Genomic DNA, 19,161 nt, shown 5'->3' with positions numbered 1-19,161 from the left:
CCTGAATTGAATGAGACTGCTTTTGGAGAGGTGTAACATATCTGTATATCACTAAATTATGTTCATTTTTAATGTTGCACCGTTATTCTTGCTTTCTGTTGCTCATACATTTTTTTAATAAGATTAACTCTGAAGGAAGATTGTAATGACCTATTCAGATGTTATCATTTTAAGGCTTACACAGCTTTATAAAGAAAAAATATCACTATAGATAAGCTCGCTACTTTATCCGGTATCATACAGTCTACCTTGGAAAATATAATGTCTTTTATAACAAAGAATCCCAAATTGAAGTTTTAGACGTCATTTATACAACTATTTCCAACTAATTAATGCATTTGAGGAAGCTTTCTTTTCAGTGTATCTACTTTCTGACCTTGACGATAAAATTCTAAATAGGTGGAATCACGTTCTTTACTAATCTCATAATAGCCCCCCCAGAATATATCGACAAACATGTTCCGGTAAAGATTCTCCTCCATAACTCCATACACTATTTTCGCACTGTGTTAAAGCAATAAGTCGTTTTTTGTCTGATTCTTTATCCTCATCAGAACGTGTCGCCTTTTTCATTTCTACTGCAATTAGGTTGTCCTGCTCATAAAATGTACCTCTGCTATGTAAAATCAAGTCACAAGTATCACTAGTTATAACTTCATCTTTATCAATAATTGTTTTTACAAGTCCGCCTCTGTTCCTATTATATTCTACATCTACATAATATTCATGAAATGGAGTATTACACAAATAATCATTCACACTGAGCATAAGTGCACCGCAGATAGACCTCTCCGATGAGCCCGAGTAAAACAGAGCAGAATTTTTTCCATCATATTGCTATTTGCACTTAAAAACAAATCTACTAAATCATTATATACACTTTCCGAATTATACCAATAGCTCTTTGCATAATACGTATCATATCCTTTGCATATCGAAGACATTTTTTCAAAGAGCACCTTACCATCTTTGTATATTCTAGTATAATTTGTTGCAGTATATCCGGCGTTAATCCAGCTTTTACCTTGGGAGTGATTTATGTCATTCAGCCACCATAAGTTATGCTTATAGGCGCTAGGAGGTAAATCTCCTCCAATAATTCTTTCAATTTCACTAAATGACAAGCTTATTCTATCAAAATTCTATCTAAGTAGCCACTCTGTCAATGGAGTGTATTTTCCCATAGCATTCCCTCTCATATCATCTATCTTTCCTGTACCTATCTATAAGGATAAATATCTAGCCCCCTCAAGATATATATTATGTTCTCTAAAATTCCAAATTTAAAAACCTTGTTTCATTGAATATAATATTCATCGTCCTCATTCTGATCAGATTGATGTGTATCATTACTTTGGATTTGGAAGTTATCATCTTTCCGTCACATCTTCCTTATCCACAGCCATTTCAATGTCAATTCTCTCAACATCCATTTTACGGGTTAAGAGCGCAATCGTTTCAACATGCACCGTCTGACAAAACTGATCCACACAACAAACCCTCTCCACCCGATACCCTTCCCTCAAAAACAAATCCAAATCCCTAGCCAAACTACTAGGCTTACAGGATATATAAACCATCTTATCCACCCCATACCCCACGATCTTCGGCAGTGCCTTCGGATGGATCCCATCCCTGGGCGGATCCAGCACAATGAAATCCGGCCTTTCCTCAATCTCATCAATCACCTTCAGCACATCCCCCGCAATAAACCTGCAGTTTGTGATCCCATTCAGCTCCGCATTCTCCTTCGCCGCCTGCACAGCCTCCTCCACGATCTCAACCCCGATCACCTTTTTCGCCACCGGGGAAAGAATCTGTGAAATCGTTCCCGTCCCGCTGTACAAGTCAAACACCGTCATATCCTTCGTATCCCCAATATACGCTCTGGCCGTATTATAAAGCACCTCTGCCCCATATGAATTCGGCTGGAAAAATGAAAACGGCGTCACTTTAAATTTCAGCCCAAGAATCTCCTCATAAAAATAATCCTTCCCATACAAGATCCGCGTCTCATCACTCTGCACCATATCTGACAGCGAATCATTGATAATATGAAGAAAGCCCACAATCTCCCCCTCCAAGGGCAGCGCCAGCAGTTCTTCCTTCAGCATATCCAGATCATGCGCCTCCTGGCTTGTAGTGACCAGATTCACCAAAATCTCTCCGGTAGTATTCGCCCTCCTCAAAAGCAAATGCCGCAGATACCCCACATGCTGCATTTTCTTATAAAAACTTACACCTCTGCTCCTGAAATACTCGCCCACACACCCCAGGATCTTTGTCATATCCTCATGCACCAGCTTGCAGTCAAAAGCATTCAGCACATCATACGTGCTTCCCTTCTTATGCAGCCCCAAGGCCAGCGGTCCGTCCTTATATTCGTCCCCAAAGGAAAACTCCATCTTATTCCTGTATGCAAACTCCATAGGACTTCCCTTAATCCCCTCGAACACGTAATCCGGGTTCCCGTCATCGTCCACCTGCCCTGCATCTGCTATGGCCTTATCCAGCATATTCTTAACCTGCTCTGCCTTCATTTTCAGCTGTTCTTCATACTCCATAGTCTGATACATACAGCCTCCGCAGTCCGGAAAAATACTGCATACCGGTCCGCGTTTTTCCATTGGAGATTTCTCCAGCACTTCCAGAAGCCTTCCCTCCAGGCGGTCTCCTCTCTTTTTATTTATCAGAAACCGTACCTTCTGGCCCGGAATTCCATTTTTCACAATCACGGTCTTTCCATCTATCACAACTCGTCCCTTGTTGGGGAAGTCCACTTTTTCGATAATTCCTTCGTAAATTTCTCCTTTTTTCAAAACTATCCCTCCCGATATTATTTAACAGAAAAAGAAGCTCCGGTTTCCCGAAGCTCCCTATTACTCTTTTTTTATTTGTCTTCATCCTCGTCATCGTCTTCAAAATAATCATCGAAGTCATCGTCGAAGTCCTCTTCAAAATCTTCCAGATAATCCGGAGTGAAGAAACGGTATACTGCATATGCTATTCCGGCAACAGCAGCTACTGCTCCGATGATAGCCAGAATCCATAAGACGGTATTCTTATTTTTTTCTTCTTCTTTCTTCTGTAATGCTGTGATTAAATCCTCAATACGATTCATAGCCTGCACCATCCTCTCTTACATATGACATCCTGCACTGCTGCCCCGCCTATCCGGAGTTGCTGCCGGCTGTCTGTCAATCTGTGCCGAATGTGATTCTAATTTCTCTATTATGGTTTCCTAATAAAAAAAATTTCATTCGGCTTGTTTTTAATATTATATCACGATAGGCAAAATTTTACTATCCTTTATTCAATATTTTCATATTGATTTCCGGGAATATAAATTGTAATCTCAATTTCATCTGCTCACAGACCCACCAAAAAAGTTCTGTTATGATTCCGCTTAGGCAAATCTTGGACTTATGATCCCTCTGCAAATCCCTGAGATCATCGCCCACTCTCTACAGCTTCTGCAAATCCCTGAAATCATCTTCCACTCTCTACAGCTTCTGCAAGTTCCTGAAATCATCCCCCACTCTCTACAGCTTCTGCAAATCCCTAGATCCTTATTCCACTTTTTTCAGCTTCGCAAAAGATGCAAACATTTTCTTGGTCCCCGCCTTGTCGAAATCCACCGTTACCTCATAGTCCCGGCCGCCCTCCACAATGCCTTTCACAACGCCCACACCAAATTTAATATGCTTCACCGTATCGCCCACATCATAGGACAGTCCCGCTGATTTCTTCACCTCAAACTGCTTCGGTATAAATGCCGGCTGCTTAAATGCCTGCTTCATCTGTTTCATGGTATTGGGAAGGGGAATTTCTTTAATCTTCTGCTCTTTAAAATCTCTTCCCAAATCTACCAGTTCCCTTGGAATCTCCCTGATAAAACGAGACGGCTTATTATACTGCGTCTCTCCACGGATCATTCTCTGCTGCGCACAGGTCAGCGTCAAATCCTTCATGGCCCTTGTGATGCCCACATAACAAAGCCTGCGCTCCTCCTCAATCTCTGTCGGATCATCCGCGGTGATGGTCATATAACTTGGGAAAATCCCGTCCTCCATACCAGCCAGATAAACAAAAGGAAATTCCAGCCCCTTAGCGCTGTGAAGCGTCATCAAGAGCACCTGGTTTCCATCTCCGTCCACAGTATCAATATCTGCGATCAGGGCAACCTCCTCCAAAAATCCGCTGAGCGTTGGGTCCTCATTTTCCTCTTCATAGGAAACAATTTTTGTGATCAGCTCGTCAATATTTTCAATTCTGGCGTCAGCTTCCTCGGTCCCCTCTGCCTTCAGTTCCATCACATATCCTGTCTCTTCAATAATGTCATTGAGCAGTTCTGAGGGAGAATAATACTCTGTTTTACTCCTCAGGCTCTGGATAAATGTGACAAACGGCTCAATCTTACCGGCCGCCCTTCCAAGCGTAGGAATACTTTCCGCCTCTTTCAATGCATCATAAAAACTCATATCATGCGCAGACGCATAATCCTGCACCTTCGCAAGTGTAGTTGCCCCGATTCCCCGTTTCGGCACATTGATGATACGGCGCACAGCCAGGTCATCTCTTGCATTATCCACAGTTTTTAAGTAGGCCAGCAGATCCTTGATTTCCTTTCTGGCATAGAAGTTCACACCCCCCACCAGCTTGTAAGGAATATTTGCCATAAGGAATTTCTCCTCGAAAAGACGTGACTGGGCATTGGTCCTGTACAAAATAGCGCAGTCCTTATACTGACAGTCCTCTTCCCGCACCCTTCTGCTGATATCCCCTGTAATAAATTCCGCTTCCTCATATGCATTCATGAACTGCCTGTAATGCACCAGGGAACCTTCCTCATTATCTGTCCACAGAGATTTCTCTTTTCTTCCGATATTATTATGTATCACCTCATTGGCGGAATTCAGGATATTCTGGGTAGAACGGTAATTCTGCTCCAGCTTGATCACCATTGCATTAGAAAATACTTTCTCAAATCCGAGGATATTACCAATATTCGCCCCCCTGAATTTATAGATCGACTGGTCATCATCACCTACCACGCACAGATTCTTATACTTGCTTGCCAAAAGACTCACAAACTTAAACTGCGCAGTGTTGGTATCCTGATACTCATCCACCATGATGTAACGGAAACGCTCCTGGTAATAATCCAGCACATCCGGGCATGCCTGAAACAATTCCACTGTCTTCACGATCAGATCATCAAAATCAAGCGCATTGTTTTTTCTCAGTTCTTTCTGATATTCCTTATAAGCCTGGGCAATTTTTTTCTTGCTGAAATCAGACATATTATTCAGCTCGTACTCCTCCGGAGTCACCAGTTCATCCTTTGCCGAGGAAATGGCGGACAGGATTGCCCTCTCTTTGTGTACCTTTGTATCAATCTGCAGACGTTTGCAGATGTCTTTCATCAAGCTTTTCTGGTCATCCGTATCGTAAATGGTAAAATTGTGGTCAAATCCCAGTCTGTCTATGTATCTTCTCAAAATACGCACGCAGCTTGAATGAAAAGTGGAAACCCAGATGCTCTCCGCTCCAAATCCCACAATCTTGTCCACACGTTCACGCATCTCACCTGCTGCCTTATTGGTAAATGTGATTGCCATGATATTCCACGGATTTACACCCTTTTCCTCGATCAAATAAGCAATTCTGTGGGTCAGCACCCTGGTCTTTCCCGAACCTGCCCCTGCCAGAATCAGCACCGGTCCCTCTGTGTGAAGGACAGCTTCCTTCTGCTGGGGATTCAACGTATCATATATACTCATAAAAAATGTCCCTCCATAATCCATAACGATAAAAAGCACACTGTTACTGTTCACAGACCTGCACTTTTGGCAGGGCTGTGAATAGCAGCAGCATACTCTGAACTTTCTGTCTCCGAAGATCAAACCCTTACTGTTCACAGGCCGCTATCCCGGGTGGCATTTTCCCCGCGGGGATGCTCCGCCATACCTGGCAAAATCCCGCAACAGCCAGCACCCAAATGCCGTTTCCTGCATTTTCACCCTGAAAGGTGAACTGTCCTAAAAGGCAGAGCTGTGCACCGCAAAATGTGTTACTGGCTTCATAGTTTGGCAGTAACATCAAAACACCTGTTCCTACAATATAACACAGCTCTCCGGGGCAGGCAAGCATTTGCCGGGGATTTCTGCCGTTTTCAGAAAAATCCATTTACAAATAGTATTTAAAACTATATAATAGAGCGTAGAGGTGATGAGATGACAATTGATACAAAAGACATGCTGAACAGTATTCTGGCTAGTATTTCCCGCATTGACTATATAAAGCCTGAGGAAATTCCGGGCATTGATTTATATATGGATCAGGTAACCACATTCATGGAGAGTCAACTGGCCGCTTCCAAGCGCCACACGGACGACAAGATCCTGACCAAAACCATGATAAACAACTATGCCAAGAACGACCTTCTCCCCCCGCCGGTGAAGAAGAAATACACAAAAGAACATTTGCTGATGCTGACCTTTATTTATTATTTTAAAAACATTCTGTCTATCAGCGATATCCAGGTTCTTCTGGGGCCGCTCACCGAAAAATACTTCAATCATAACGGTGAGCTGAGCCTGACGGACATATATGAAGAGATCATGCACCTGGAGCTGAAGCAGATAGACCCTTTGACAAAGGACATTGTCCGCAAATACAAGATGGCCTGTGATTCCTACGAAAATGCAGAGGAAGAAAACCAGGATTTTCTAAAAAAATTCGCGTTTATCTGTATGCTCAGCTTTGACGTATATCTGAAAAAACAAGTGATTGAAAAACTCATTGATGACATGGCCGAACCAAAAAAATAGTAAAAAGCACGCTCCGCACACCTGCTGTGGCTTCAGTGCTTTCCAACGTCACAGACAATCAAAATGCTGCTTTAGGGGACAGGCCCCCAAGCAGCATTTTTATCTGCTATTCACTTTTCATCTTATGTCTGAACACCAGCACAGCTATCACGTCCACCACAGCCGCATAGGCCAGCACCCATGTAAGTTCCGGCATGATCCTGCTGTATTCCCCTGCAAGCGCATATCTTCCCGCGTCCACAGCGTGCAGAAACGGAAGGCATTCAGCCAGCTTTTCAAACACACCGCCAACCATAGCCGGATCAAACCAGGTCCCGGAAAGCCATGCACTCAGGTTGGTGAGCAGTGCGCCGCAGGCACCGCCCACCTGTTTATCATTAAACACACTGCCGCACAACAGGCCTATTCCAATAAACAACAGTGCTGCCGGTATGGAGACCAACACAGTCAGCAGAATATTGAAACTGGGGGAAAGTCCGAGGATCATTGCAGCCGCAAAACATATCAATACCTGTACTACTGTCATTGGGATCAGCGGCAGCGTATAACCCGCAATGAAATCCCCTGCCCCCATTGGTGAGGCAAACAGCCGCATAATAAAGGAACTCGTTCTGTCTTTTGCAATGATCATACCGGAAAACAGCGATATAAATGACATCCCAAACACAGCGATCCCCGGCGTCAGCTTATCTATCTGAAACATATCCACCGGAGCATTTGCCCCAATTAGGGACAAAAGCAGCAGCAGGATCACAGGAAACCCAATGCCGAATCCCAGGCTCGTTTTATCCCTCAGGATCTCCTTCGCGTTACGTGACGCAAATGCCATTGTTTTCATGATATACCACCTCCTCTGCACAACACAACAAACGCTTCCTCAAATGTTTCCTTACCCGCCTTTTTTGTCAGTTCTTCTGCTGTCCCCACAGCAAAAAGCCTGCCCCCGGCCATAATACCGATCCTGTCGGAAAGATTCTCCGCCTCCTCCAGATAATGGGTGGTTAGCACCACTGTCACTTTCCCCTTCAATTTTTCAATCATGTCCCACAGTTCCCTTCTTGCCAGCACGTCAAGCCCCAGTGTAGGTTCATCCAGAAAGAGAATTTCCGGTTCTGAGATAAGCGCCATAGCAATAGAAAGCCGTCTCTGCCATCCTCCGGAAAGCATCCTGGCCTTTTTTTCCGCAATTTCCCCAAGACTGCACCTCTCTATCATATCCTTTGCCTTAGCACCAGCCTCCGCTTTTCCGATCCCGTAAATACCGCAGACAAACTCCAGATTTTCCCGCACGGTCAGATTGGGGGCCACTGCTGTCTCCTGGGGGGAAAGATTGATTTTTTCCTTCACCTTCATAGGTGCAGTCACCACACTGTCCCCCAAAAGATGAGCGTCTCCCCCGCTGGGCGCAGTGAGGCAGGATAACATTTTGATGGTGGTTGTTTTTCCCGCTCCATTGACACCCAGAAGTGCAAATAACTCTCCCTGTTCCACAGAAAGACACAGGGCGTCCACAGCGGTCACGTCCTTATATTTCTTTGTCAAATGATTCGTCTCGATAGCCTTCATCAAATCTTCCTCCCTTTTCCAGGATCTCTTTTGCCAGCGTCATAAAAACTTCCGTCTTCACCATGGCAAGCCCCTGTTCTTCATCCCCAAGTATCAGAAGACTGTCCCCGGGTTTGATCCGAAAAATATCTCTCGCTTTTTTAGGTATGACGATCTGTCCCCGCTCCCCAACATTTACAGAACCAAATACATGTTTTCCCTTTGGCGGTATCTGAAGTCCCTCTTTTTTTGCCTGGTAATTCACCAGATTATCTAAACTTACCCCATACAGCTCGGCAAGCGCCATGGTATTATCCAAATCCGGCATCGTCTCCCCGCTCTCCCATTTCGCCACTGCCTGGCGGGAAACTCCTATTTTCTCGGCTACCTCCTCCTGGGAGTAACCCCTCTGTTTGCGCAGTGTATTCAAATTCGCAGAAATCATATTTTTCACACTCCTTTCTATCCAGTATAATCCCTGAATCCATATAGTTCTACCAATCTGTCTTAACAGTTCCTGTTATTTTCAGTTGCCTTTTTAACAAAAAAAGGAAAGGTATGGGAAGACTGCCCACAATCTCAGCAGCCTCTCCATGCCTCTCCCATATCCCTAAATCTACCCGTATATCTCCGGATGCTCTCTCAGGATCTTTTCTGCCAGTTTCTGGCTCTCAATACAGACCTCATCCATGATCCTATCCACATCGGGAAATCTCCACAAGCCCATATAGGACTTAAAGATCACGTCCGGTATGCTTCCCTCCATCATCTCCAGGCTGTCATCATAGAGCACCAGTGTCCGCTCCATACTGACGGAAATAAAATTGCCGTACCATCCCATCTTCTCCGCTTCCTCATCAGACAGATCCTGTCTGTAATTGTCACGGATACTCATATAAGTCTCCACGCCTGACTTAGCTATCACATCAAGCAGTATGTCATTGCGCAGTATATCTCTGTAGAAGGCCTCATATTTTTCTGAGGATAACACCATGTAATTCAGATTGACCAGAAGCCCGGAGTATAAGATGGGGTTTCTATGCCGGTTCACATACATTTTTGCAAAGGCAGCAAACCGGTGGTACATCCGCTGTACGATCTCCAGCGCAATGTCACGTTTTGTCTTAAAGTGATAGGCTACCAGCCCCAGACTCACATCCGCGGCAGCCGCAATCTGCCGCATACTTGTCTTTTCATATCCTTGCTCTATAAAAAATTTCCGGGATACGTTCAGAATCTCTTCTTTCTTGTTTTCCTGTTTTTTCCCTTCCCCTGCAGCTGCTCCCATAAATATTTCCTCGACTTTTCTTAAATATTCCAGCACTCCCATAATAGCAGTCCTGTTTTTAGAAGTCAACCATTATTGTCCACTTTCCACCTCTTTACTGCCCCTGCGTTACTGTTCACTCCGCAATGTCATTTAGTTAAATTTCATGGTTAGATTCCTTAAGGGGATCTACCGCAGCTGCGCATCCCCCACAAACGCACAAAAGACCGGGCAACAACTGTTTTTTCTGCCGTGAATCGGAAAATCTCCCTGCCTCGGCAGAGAGATTCCCGCTTGATCCTTTATTTCAGCCAAATGCTTGTATTCTCTTACCTGCAGGTGCAGTCTATGGCATCATTCGGACAGTTCATGGCACAGCGTCCGCACTCCAGGCATCCAAAATGTTTGATTTCATATTTGCCGTCAGCCGTAGGATGGATCACATCTTCCATACAGGCCTCCTCGCAGGTACCACATCCCACACAGCGCTCCTGATCGATCACATAAGCCCAGGGACGTACTTCCGCACCGCCGAAACAGAAGCGCAGGCGGCAGACAATATCATCATCCGGAAGGTGGAAGATCTCGCCTTCCCCGCTGTCCAGTATGAATATGCGGAACATATCCAAGTCTTTTCTATACAGTGCCTTGGTCCCGGGATTCAGCTCCCAGTATTTTGTATAAATCTCCGGATGTTTTTCAGGGTCAATCTCTGTCACATGGGCACTCAGCCTGACACTTGCAGATAAGCGTTTCACCGTGTCGCGGATAATGGTCCCCACCACGTAAGGATTTTTCTGAAGCTCATAATACACGGGTTTTCCCTTTGCAATACCGATATAAAAGTTGTCTGCATCATCCAGATAGTGCACCTCCAGACCTCTGGCTGTAGGCATTTTCCCATCGATCGCAGTTGTGCCGAACACCATATAGCCCACTTCATGTACAAACTGAAAGGCTGCGTTTTTTATTTCTTCATTGGAACTTTCTTCTGTCAGCCCCAAAGCCGGAGCCGGATTAAAATCTGACATTATAATTCCTCCCAATCACGTTTTATCTTTGGTATCCTCTATGCTTCCTCGTAGCTTACCTCAATCTCCACCTTATGGAACTTCTGGCGGATCAACGGGTAAATACATGCAACAGCCAGATAAACTAAAATTCCGATCACATAATTCATGTGGATCTCCAGACATTCATAGTATACAAATGCTGCGCTGACAATGGCACCCATCACACATAAAAATGTGTATAACTTGTCATTGATATGGAACTGAGAGCGCTTCCAAATCTCCGGTATTTTCTTAGGCATAGTGATAATTGCCAGACACAGGATAACCTGTACACAGTTAGCCAAAGTATTTCCGATATTTGCAATGTCTCCCACATTCATGCCGCTCAATATAATAACAGAGCAGAGCACATAAATGGTCAGGATGATATAATGAGGCGTACCGAATTTTTCATTACGTTTCGCAAAGATCTTAGGCCACCAGCCGTCCTCTGCAGCCTGTGCGATAGGCGCCTGCAGCCATCCCAGGTTCGCGTTCAGGGATGTGACCAAAGCCACCATGGCACCGCCCACGATGAAGAATATGTACAGCGGGGTAGGCAGGATTTCCCTTGCCACCTTAGAAAGGTTCTGACCGGCTACATGTTCAACCGGGAACACACCTGCTGCAACTACACCGACACCGATGTACAGAAGTGTAACGATCACAGTACCCACAACAATACAAAACGGAATATCTTTTTTCGGATTCTTTGCCTCGCGGCTCATATTGATAATAAAGGTTGCGCCGCTGGTCGCCATGGACAACAGTGCTGCTGCGGACATCACACCTGTAAATCCGCTTGTAAAGAACTGGTTCTCATCAAAATAACCCGGTTCCAGATGGATAATACCAAACCCTGTAAACACAAGCAGTGCGATAACCAGAATGATCACCAATGCATACTGTACTTTTGCCGCCACCTGGATACCGCAGAGATTCAAAACCACAAATATGGTCAGGATCGCAAAAGCAACCAGCTTGCCGTTAATCTCCGGAAATGCAGAGAGCACGTAGTCTGCAAAAGATGCGGAATACATAGTCGCACCGAAGAAATAACTGACAAATACCACAGAATACAAGCCAGCAAACCACTTGCCGCCGAACATAGCCGCCTGCGTATAAAAACCGCCGTTCATACGGATCGTTCCTGATAAGAAGAACTGCGGCAGCGCCACAATGGTCACCATAACCGCACAGATAATATAAGACAGGACAATAGAACGTCCCGTAATTCCAATGGCAAGGCCTGTCATTGTCATAACACCGCCGCCAATCACGTTGCCGATCGCAATCGCAAGCAGATCACCGCGGCCTAAACTTTTTGAACCATCAGCATTTGTTTTAGCCATAATTTTTCACCTCTCACACGCATCCCAAACCTCAAGTTTCCCCTTTTTCCTTCAAACGGCAGATCAGTGCCGTGTCTGCCTGCGGACATTTGGTGTAACAGATACCGCAGTCGTCGCAGTCCATCTCTTTTATGTAATATTTCCCGTCTTCCTTCTGATGGATGGCACGCTCTACACAGTTTTCCTGACAGACCCCGCAGCCCACACATTCCTCTGTAATGCGGTAGGTCATAGGCCTTATCTCTTCCCCGCCAAACGCAAAACGCAGGCGGCGTATTCTCTCGTTGGCATACAGGTGAAAGATTTCCCCTTCCCCTCTGTCTATTTTATAAAGTGCCACGATATCAAAATTTTTCCGGTACATTTCTTTTGTGCCGGGATTTAATGTAAAAAATTCATCCCATACCGCCTGGTCTTTTGTCTCGCTGACCCAGGCACTCAGACGCAGGGAATACCGCTCGTCGATCAGCGTATTCATCACAAGCTGAGGACGTCTGCAAAGCTGTTCATATGTGGGTTTTCCCTTGGATGTCATAAAATACAGATTTCCATCGCTCAAACGGTTAAAATCCAGGATCCTGTTTTCAGGCTGTCCCTCATTCACCGTTGCCGCAGGCATAAAACGAATCTTTCCAATAAGTGCAAATGCCTTCTCCCTTATTTCCTCCATGGAATCAGCATCCGTAAGGCCCCATAAAATCTCTTTTTCTTCCATACGCATGTTCCCCTTGTCTACTTTCCCTCTCCTACCTCAATAAACTTTCCGCCAATATTCTTTACGATCTTGCCGGCCTGCTCTCTCACATATTCACTGGTAAGCAGAATGGTCATAAAGCAGTGAGGACGGATGATCTTTTTATAAACGATCGGACAGTGTTTTACCCCTGCCGGACAGTAGATACATGTGTTTTTCGTAATGGTGTAGGGTTCTCCGTCAATATAAAAATCCGCTTCCCCCCACACTGCGTTGATGTCATCCCCCACGCCGTTGTAATTCGGCATGAAAAATACCAGCTCATCCACATCATGAACATGTTCATCCACATAAGGATTCTTATTTGGAATCTCATAGAACCAAGACAGGCTCATGTTCACCTTACAATCCGGAAACAGATCCGAAGAGCTGTATGTCTGCCCCAGTGTTCTTCCCGTCTTGATATCTCCTTTGTCGTCCCTTACATCGTCCATGACCGGCGGTACATAATCCGGAGAGATGATCAGATGCTCCCATTTCCTATTACCCATTTTTTTACCTCCCATATACAGCGCTTTTCCGGTGTGCACTTCCGGAAAAGAGCTGGAATTTAATTGCCTTCTCTTTCACTGTACGCGTTCAGTCGAATCTTGTCTATATTATACTGAACATGTTCAGTGGTGTCAAGTAAAACACTGCCTTTTTATTTCACTAAAGTATATATGGGTTACTAATCACAGGCCACTGTACCGGGAGGCGTTTTCATATCGGAAGCATGAAAATCCCGAGTTAACCAGCGCCAAAATGCAATTTATTGCATTTTGTACCCTAAAGGGCAGAACTGTGCATCGCGAAGCGCGTTGTTGGACACGAGATGAACAGTAACATATATGGGTTATTGTTCACAGGCTGCTGTACCGGGAGGTGTTTTCATGCCAAAAGCATGAAAATCCCGAGTTAGCCAGCGCGATATGGGGCAGAATGCTCCATATCTATACATCGCGAAGCGCGGTACTGTGCAAAGAGCTACGTTTTTAGTATACTGTGAACAGTAACATATATGGTGCCTCCCGTCCCCGGCGGAGTTTTTTTTATAGCTGAATGCAGAAAGGCCGGAACTTTTTTCAAAGTTCCGGCCTCATCTTTTTATTCTTCTGTTTCATCTTTTTTGTTGGCTAATCTCTCAAAGACCATCTCATAACCGTCATTGCCATAATTCAGGCTTCTGTTTACACGGCTGATCGTAGCTGTGGAAGCTCCTGTCTTCTCAGAGATATCCAGATATGTTCTCTTATCCTTCAGCATCTTGGCAACCTCAAAGCGCTGTGAAAGGGAAAGGATCTCATTTATTGTACACACATCCTCAAAAAAGAGATAACACTCTTCTCTGTTCTTTAAACTGAGGACAGCATCAAACAGGGAGTCTACTGCCTCCGTATGAATTTTCTTGCTCATATACATACATTCTCCTTATTGTTTAGTTTTCACCCCAAGTGTAGTAACACATCACCCGTATATATAGTAGCACACTAAAATTTTAAAGTAAAGCAGTCTTGTGCGATTTTTTTGCACTAAACTATTAAATTTTTATTAATTTTTGTATTTGTGCACATATTTCTTCCATTCTTCTACAGAACGGTTCACGATCAGCTCCTCCGGAAACTCCATGGCCTCCACAATCTTTTCTGAATAACAGCGGCAGCCAATCAGTTCATCCACATGGGCATCGCTGTTCATGACAATGGGAACTTGATATTCCATACAGTAACGGAGCATGGTCCTCACGTTCTCCTCCCCGTTTTCCCTGCTGCAGCGGGGGTCCAGGGAATTGTTGTTCAGCTCCAGCAGGACATGATGCTCTTTGGCGGCCTGCACAAGTGCCAGGAAATCTACGGGATAACGCCCGTCATCAGGGTGCCCGATAATATCCACATAAGGATTCTTCATAGCTCCCAGATAGGCATGGGTATTCTCATCTCTGCTTCCCGGTTTGATCGTGGGGATATGCATACTGGCAATGACCACATCCATCCGCTTTATAAGACGTTCTTCCATATCCAGTTTCCCGTCATGATCCATAATGTTCGCTTCAACACCAAACAGCATCTCCACTCCGAACATGCTGCGGTTCAGCATTTTTGTGTTATCAAAGTAAAATGCATTACAGGTGCCAGGCATGGCAATCCCATGCTCTGTGATCCCCAGCAGTTCCAGCCCCTTTTCGGAAGCAGCCATTGCCATCTCGCGGATCGTATTGTATGCGTGTCCGCTGGCAAGGGTATGAGTATGTACATCCAGAACGTATTTCATTTTCTTCACCTCATATTTGAATAGAAAACATATAATACCGGTTTTCTATGTAAAAGATCCGTCACACAATTTCACTGTGACAGTATATCACACTTTGCCGTGGAAAAGCAATAAGAATAGGATTGTTTGCTATACAGAGGAAAGGCGGAGGCATTTTAAGGCAAAAATAAACTGCTGTCACGGACTTGTCATGCCCTGTGACAACAGTTATCGCTGTGTCTCGCCAAACGGCTGTTTCCTGCCCGCCTGGCTATTTAATTGGATCTGTCTAAATGATCTCACTGAAAAGATCTTTTACGGTAGGGTAAATCTTTGCAAACTTGCGGTATTTTTCCTCATATTTTGCTGCCAGTTCCGGTTCCGGCTCCACGGTGCCTGTAACCTTCACGATCTTAGCGGCTGCATCCTCAACAGAAGCAAATTCCCCGTTTGCCACAGCGGCCAGCATGGCGCCGCCCAGAGCCGGGCCTTCCTCGGATTCGATGACATCCACCTTGATATTTAAAATATTGGCGATCATCTTTTTCCACAGCGGGCTCTTTGCTCCGCCGCCGCAGATTTTTGTGCGCTCAATTTTAATGCCAAGGGATTTTGCGACTTCAAAAGAATCACGGATGGCAAAAGCAACACCTTCCAGTACGGCCTGCGTCATATCCGCTCTTGTGCTGTCCATAGTAAGACCAATGAAAGTACCTCTGGCATTTGGATTGTTGTGCGGAGAACGCTCTCCCATCAGGTATGGCAGGAAATATACATTATTCTCGCCAAGTTTCTGGATCTTTGCCTGCTCTTCTGCATAGTCCTTAGTTCCGATGATCTCATCCATCCACCATTTGTTACAGGACGCGGCGCTGAGCATACAGCCCATCAGGTGATAGCATCCGTCTGCATGGGCAAAGGCATGAAGGGCATTGTTAGGGTCCACGCCGAACTCTTTGCTGGAGATAAAGATTGTACCGCTGGTCCCAAGGGAAATATTGCACATGCCGTCCCCTACGGTTCCTGTACCTACCGCTGCGGCTGCATTGTCGCCTGCCCCTGCCACGATCTTGCAGGAAGCCGGGATGCCCAGGTCCTTTGCAAGTTCGGGCTTCAGTGTGCCTACTGTCTCATAGCTTTCAAAAAGCTTTGGCATCTGTTCTTCTGTGATTCCGCAGATATCCAGCATCTCTTTTGACCAGCAGCGGTTCTTTACATCCAGAAGCAGCATACCGGAGGCATCTGACATGTCACAGCAGTGTGTACCGGACAGTTTGTATGCCAGATAGTCTTTTGGAAGCATGATTTTTTTAATCTTATTAAAGTTTTCCGGTTCATTTTCCTTTACCCAAAGTATCTTAGGTGCGGTAAATCCGGCAAATGCAATGTTTGCTGTATACTGGGACAGTTTATCCTTTCCGATCACCTGGTTCAGATAGTCTGTCTCCCTGCCTGTTCTTCCGTCATTCCACAGGATAGCCGGACGGATCACATTGTCCTGCTCATCTAAAATAACCAGACCGTGCATCTGTCCGCCAAAGCTGATGCCTGCCACCTGGCTCTTGTCACAGTCTGCAGTCAGTTCCCTGATTCCTTCCAGGCTCTCTTTCCACCAGTCCTCCGGCTTCTGCTCAGACCAGCCGGGATGAGGGAAGGAAAGAGGGTATTCCCTGGAAACGATCTTTTCTATTTTGCCTTCGCCGTTCATCAAAAGCAGCTTTACGGCAGAAGTTCCTAAATCCACGCCAATGTATAACATGCTATATTCTCCTTATTAGAGGCTGCTCTTTCGGGCAGCCTCCTGAATTTTGTCAGTAAATAGCTCTATGGTTTAAGCAAATGGATTTTCTGTAGGATACAGAACACCCTTTGGCTGATTATAGTTGATCTCTTCCACTTCTACGCCTAAGTATTTGAATACTTCATACAGTGCTTTTCCGAAGTGTCCGAAAGCTACAGCGCCGTGATGCGGGTAATTCTTCTCTACCAGCACGTGACGGTAGAAACGTCCCATCTCCGGAATTGCGAAGATACCGATGGCTCCGAAGGAACGGGTTGCAACCGGCAGAACCTCACCCTGTGCGATATAAGCGCGCAGTTTACAGTCTGCTGTGCTCTGGAGACGGTAGAATGTGATATCACCGGGCGTGATATCTCCTTCCAGTGTTCCCTGTGTCACTTCTTCCGGCAGGGTTCTTGCCATGATCATCTGATATTTCATGGAGCAGAAGGAAAGTTTTCCTGATGCTGTGTTGCCGCAGTGGAAGCCCATAAAAGTATCTTTATGTGTATAGTTGTGTTTTTCTTTGATTTCTGTCTCATACATATCAGCCGGAACGGTATTGTTGATGTCCAGAAGAGTAACGGCATCCTGGCTGATAACAGTTCCCAGGTACTCGCTTAAGGTTCCCCAGATATCTACTTCACAGGATACGGGAATACCGCGGCCTGTCAGACGGCTGTTTACATAGCAGGGCACGAATCCAAACTGAGTCTGGAATGCAGGCCAGCATTTTGTGGTCAGTGTCACGTATTTTCTGCTGCCCTTGTGAGCTTCAACCCAGTCAAGGAGAGTGATCTCGTACTGAGCCAGTTTAGGCAGAATCTCCGGTTTCATATTGCCTTCGCCCAGTTCTGCTTCCATTTCTTTCACAACATCTGCGATTCTCGGGTCGTCTGCATGGTTATTGAAAGCCTCGAACAGGTCTAATTCAGAGTTCTCTTCAATCTCTACACCCAGGTCATAGAGACGTTTGATAGGTGCGTTACATGCCAGGAAGTTTGTGGGACGGGGTCCGAAGCTGATGATCTTCAGGTTTTTCACAGCTACCAGCGCACGGGCGATAGGTGCGAACTCAGCGATCATCTCCGCTACTTCTTCCGGTGTTCCTACCGGATATTCCGGAATATATGCTTTTAAGTTACGCAGTTTCAGATTATAGCTTGCGTTCAGCATTCCGCAGTATGCATCTCCGCGGCCCTGAACCAGGTTGTCGCCTCTCTCCTCAGCAGCGGCTACTACCATAGACGGTCCGTGGAAATATTTTACCAGGAGAGTCTCTTCTGTCTCAGGTCCGAAGTTGCCCAGGTATACAACAAGTGCATTACATCCGGCCTCACGCAGTTCTTTTAAAGCTTTCTGCATGTCAGTCTCGCTCTCTACAACGGTGGGACATTCATAGATTTCACCCTTGTAAGCGGCTGCTACCGCTTTTCTTCTGTTCTCAGACAGAGACATGGGGAAACAGTCACGGCTTACAGCCACTATACCAAGTTTTAATTCCGGCATGTTTGTTAAATTCATAATCTTAATCCTCCTGATTTTATATTGGTTGATTTTTCTTTCAAGTCAAAACGGATATCCGCGATCCGCTCCGCTGTCTGCTCATATGATGAAGCGAGATTAACAGTCTTTTACAGACAGATTCTCACCGATCAGTCCCTCGAACGCGCCTTCGATCTTGGCGTCCTTGTGGGCGATCAGCCATTTATTTCTGGCAAAGAGGAGTTTATCCTCAACGGTGTTGTTCTGCACGGCAGGTGCGTCTGTGTTGGTCCCCTTTGGAAGGATCACAGCAGTACAGAATTTATTTCCGTTTACATTGCATGGGGCATAGTGCAGGGTGGTTGCGTAAACTTCGATCACGGTTCCTGCGGGTACTAAAAATGCTTCCATTTTCGATGTGTCGTATGTATTGTCTGCTTCGATGTCCTGCTCTTTTCCGAGGATCAGGATCAAATCTGTCAGCGCTGCGTTCACTTCACTGTCTCTGTGGTATTCCACAGCGTTCAGCAGGTAGTTGCTGCCATTGCAGTAGCCAATCTGAATGGGCATTCCACCGAACAGGCTATAAGCAATTTTCTCAGCACAGTCACAGGCTTCCAGCTTCTCATCTGATGCAACGTAGATGACATCGTCCGGCTTCGGAGTTTCCTCCAGTGCTTTCAGAAGACTGCTCACATCAAGACCTTCCACGACCTTACCATAGGCCTTGAACCGGGCATCCCTGACGTTTAAGATTTTCATGGGAATTGACCTCCTTGGGAATTAGTTTATCCATTAAACTATATGTTTATGCTACCATTGACGGAGGGAAAAATCAAGATGTTTTTTTAAAAAAATGAATGT

Annotated in this window: 19 protein-coding genes; 1 reads left to right on the top strand and 18 read right to left on the bottom strand. The window is 45.4% G+C overall.

The annotated features are described in order from the left end of the window. Positions 1–423: 423 nt before the first annotated feature. The 5 genes from C6P39_RS15600 to pcrA form a co-directional block, all read right to left on the bottom strand. Positions 424–768 carry a hypothetical protein gene (locus C6P39_RS15600; protein WP_104804390.1) on the bottom strand — a complete coding sequence of 115 codons (345 nt, stop codon included), beginning with the start codon at positions 766–768 and terminating at the stop codon, positions 424–426. Beyond that, positions 756–1,124 (bottom strand): DUF7662 domain-containing protein, encoded by a 369-nt coding sequence (locus C6P39_RS28845; protein WP_456318617.1) that lies wholly within the window; start codon positions 1,122–1,124, stop codon positions 756–758. The genes C6P39_RS15600 and C6P39_RS28845 overlap by 13 nt, the downstream gene beginning before the upstream one ends. A gap of 246 nt (positions 1,125–1,370) precedes the next feature. Continuing rightward, a complete protein-coding gene (gene rlmD, locus C6P39_RS15595; protein ID WP_104804389.1) occupies positions 1,371–2,819 on the bottom strand; it encodes a 23S rRNA (uracil(1939)-C(5))-methyltransferase RlmD in 1,449 nt (482 codons plus the stop codon). A gap of 71 nt (positions 2,820–2,890) precedes the next feature. Then, the gene (locus C6P39_RS15590) at positions 2,891–3,121 is read right to left on the bottom strand and encodes a DUF4366 domain-containing protein (protein WP_018594181.1); all 231 of its coding nucleotides are present in this window, start codon (positions 3,119–3,121) and stop codon (positions 2,891–2,893) included. 448 nt (positions 3,122–3,569) lie between these two features. After that, positions 3,570–5,783 carry a DNA helicase PcrA gene (gene pcrA, locus C6P39_RS15585; protein ID WP_104805947.1) on the bottom strand — a complete coding sequence of 738 codons (2,214 nt, stop codon included), beginning with the start codon at positions 5,781–5,783 and terminating at the stop codon, positions 3,570–3,572. A 453-nt stretch (positions 5,784–6,236) separates the two neighbouring features. Here pcrA and C6P39_RS15575 point away from each other — a divergent pair, with 453 nt between their 5' ends. Further along, positions 6,237–6,833: a DUF1836 domain-containing protein gene (locus tag C6P39_RS15575; protein ID WP_104804387.1), complete on the top strand. Its 597-nt coding sequence runs from the start codon at positions 6,237–6,239 to the stop codon at positions 6,831–6,833. Between the two features lie 106 nt (positions 6,834–6,939). Here C6P39_RS15575 and C6P39_RS15570 read toward each other — a convergent pair whose 3' ends face one another. From C6P39_RS15570 to C6P39_RS15510, 13 genes are all read right to left on the bottom strand, one after another. After that, a complete protein-coding gene (locus tag C6P39_RS15570) occupies positions 6,940–7,671 on the bottom strand; it encodes an ABC transporter permease (protein WP_095171851.1) in 732 nt (243 codons plus the stop codon). Beyond that, the gene (locus C6P39_RS15565; protein WP_104804386.1) at positions 7,668–8,399 is read right to left on the bottom strand and encodes an ABC transporter ATP-binding protein; all 732 of its coding nucleotides are present in this window, start codon (positions 8,397–8,399) and stop codon (positions 7,668–7,670) included. The genes C6P39_RS15570 and C6P39_RS15565 overlap by 4 nt, the downstream gene beginning before the upstream one ends. Then, positions 8,359–8,823 (bottom strand): helix-turn-helix domain-containing protein, encoded by a 465-nt coding sequence (locus tag C6P39_RS15560; RefSeq protein ID WP_167388441.1) that lies wholly within the window; start codon positions 8,821–8,823, stop codon positions 8,359–8,361. Before C6P39_RS15560 ends, C6P39_RS15565 begins: the two co-directional genes overlap by 41 nt. Positions 8,824–8,994: 171 nt before the next feature. Further along, entirely contained in the window at positions 8,995–9,708 is a 714-nt protein-coding gene (locus C6P39_RS15555) for a TetR/AcrR family transcriptional regulator (RefSeq protein ID WP_095171857.1), read from the bottom strand. A 266-nt stretch (positions 9,709–9,974) separates the two neighbouring features. Then, positions 9,975–10,676, bottom strand: a complete 702-nt coding sequence (locus C6P39_RS15550) for a 4Fe-4S binding protein (RefSeq protein WP_104804385.1) — start codon at positions 10,674–10,676, stop codon at positions 9,975–9,977. A gap of 38 nt (positions 10,677–10,714) precedes the next feature. Continuing rightward, on the bottom strand, positions 10,715–12,049 hold the full coding sequence (locus C6P39_RS15545; RefSeq protein ID WP_095171861.1) for an APC family permease: 1,335 nt from the start codon (positions 12,047–12,049) through the stop codon (positions 10,715–10,717). A gap of 31 nt (positions 12,050–12,080) precedes the next feature. Continuing rightward, positions 12,081–12,764, bottom strand: a complete 684-nt coding sequence (locus C6P39_RS15540) for a 4Fe-4S dicluster domain-containing protein (RefSeq protein ID WP_095171864.1) — start codon at positions 12,762–12,764, stop codon at positions 12,081–12,083. A 17-nt stretch (positions 12,765–12,781) separates the two neighbouring features. Then, positions 12,782–13,294, bottom strand: coding sequence for a cupin domain-containing protein (locus tag C6P39_RS15535; protein WP_095171866.1), 513 nt, complete (start codon positions 13,292–13,294; stop codon positions 12,782–12,784). A gap of 595 nt (positions 13,295–13,889) precedes the next feature. Further along, positions 13,890–14,198, bottom strand: coding sequence for a YerC/YecD family TrpR-related protein (locus tag C6P39_RS15530; protein ID WP_095172377.1), 309 nt, complete (start codon positions 14,196–14,198; stop codon positions 13,890–13,892). A gap of 135 nt (positions 14,199–14,333) precedes the next feature. Continuing rightward, complete coding sequence (locus tag C6P39_RS15525) at positions 14,334–15,053, bottom strand: phosphatase (RefSeq protein ID WP_104804384.1); 720 nt, start codon at positions 15,051–15,053, stop codon at positions 14,334–14,336. A 268-nt stretch (positions 15,054–15,321) separates the two neighbouring features. Then, entirely contained in the window at positions 15,322–16,791 is a 1,470-nt protein-coding gene (xylB, locus tag C6P39_RS15520; RefSeq protein ID WP_095171870.1) for a xylulokinase, read from the bottom strand. Between the two features lie 72 nt (positions 16,792–16,863). Next, the gene (locus C6P39_RS15515) at positions 16,864–18,336 is read right to left on the bottom strand and encodes an L-fucose/L-arabinose isomerase family protein (protein WP_104804383.1); all 1,473 of its coding nucleotides are present in this window, start codon (positions 18,334–18,336) and stop codon (positions 16,864–16,866) included. 99 nt (positions 18,337–18,435) lie between these two features. After that, on the bottom strand, positions 18,436–19,059 hold the full coding sequence (locus C6P39_RS15510; protein ID WP_104804382.1) for a DUF4867 family protein: 624 nt from the start codon (positions 19,057–19,059) through the stop codon (positions 18,436–18,438). Positions 19,060–19,161: the final 102 nt, after the last annotated feature.

Origin of the sequence: Blautia marasmi (assembly GCF_900258535.1) — a bacterium.
Lineage (GTDB): Bacteria > Bacillota > Clostridia > Lachnospirales > Lachnospiraceae > Blautia > Blautia hominis.
Note: the sequence above shows the minus strand (reverse complement) of the source record. Positions and strands in the feature narration are given on the sequence as shown.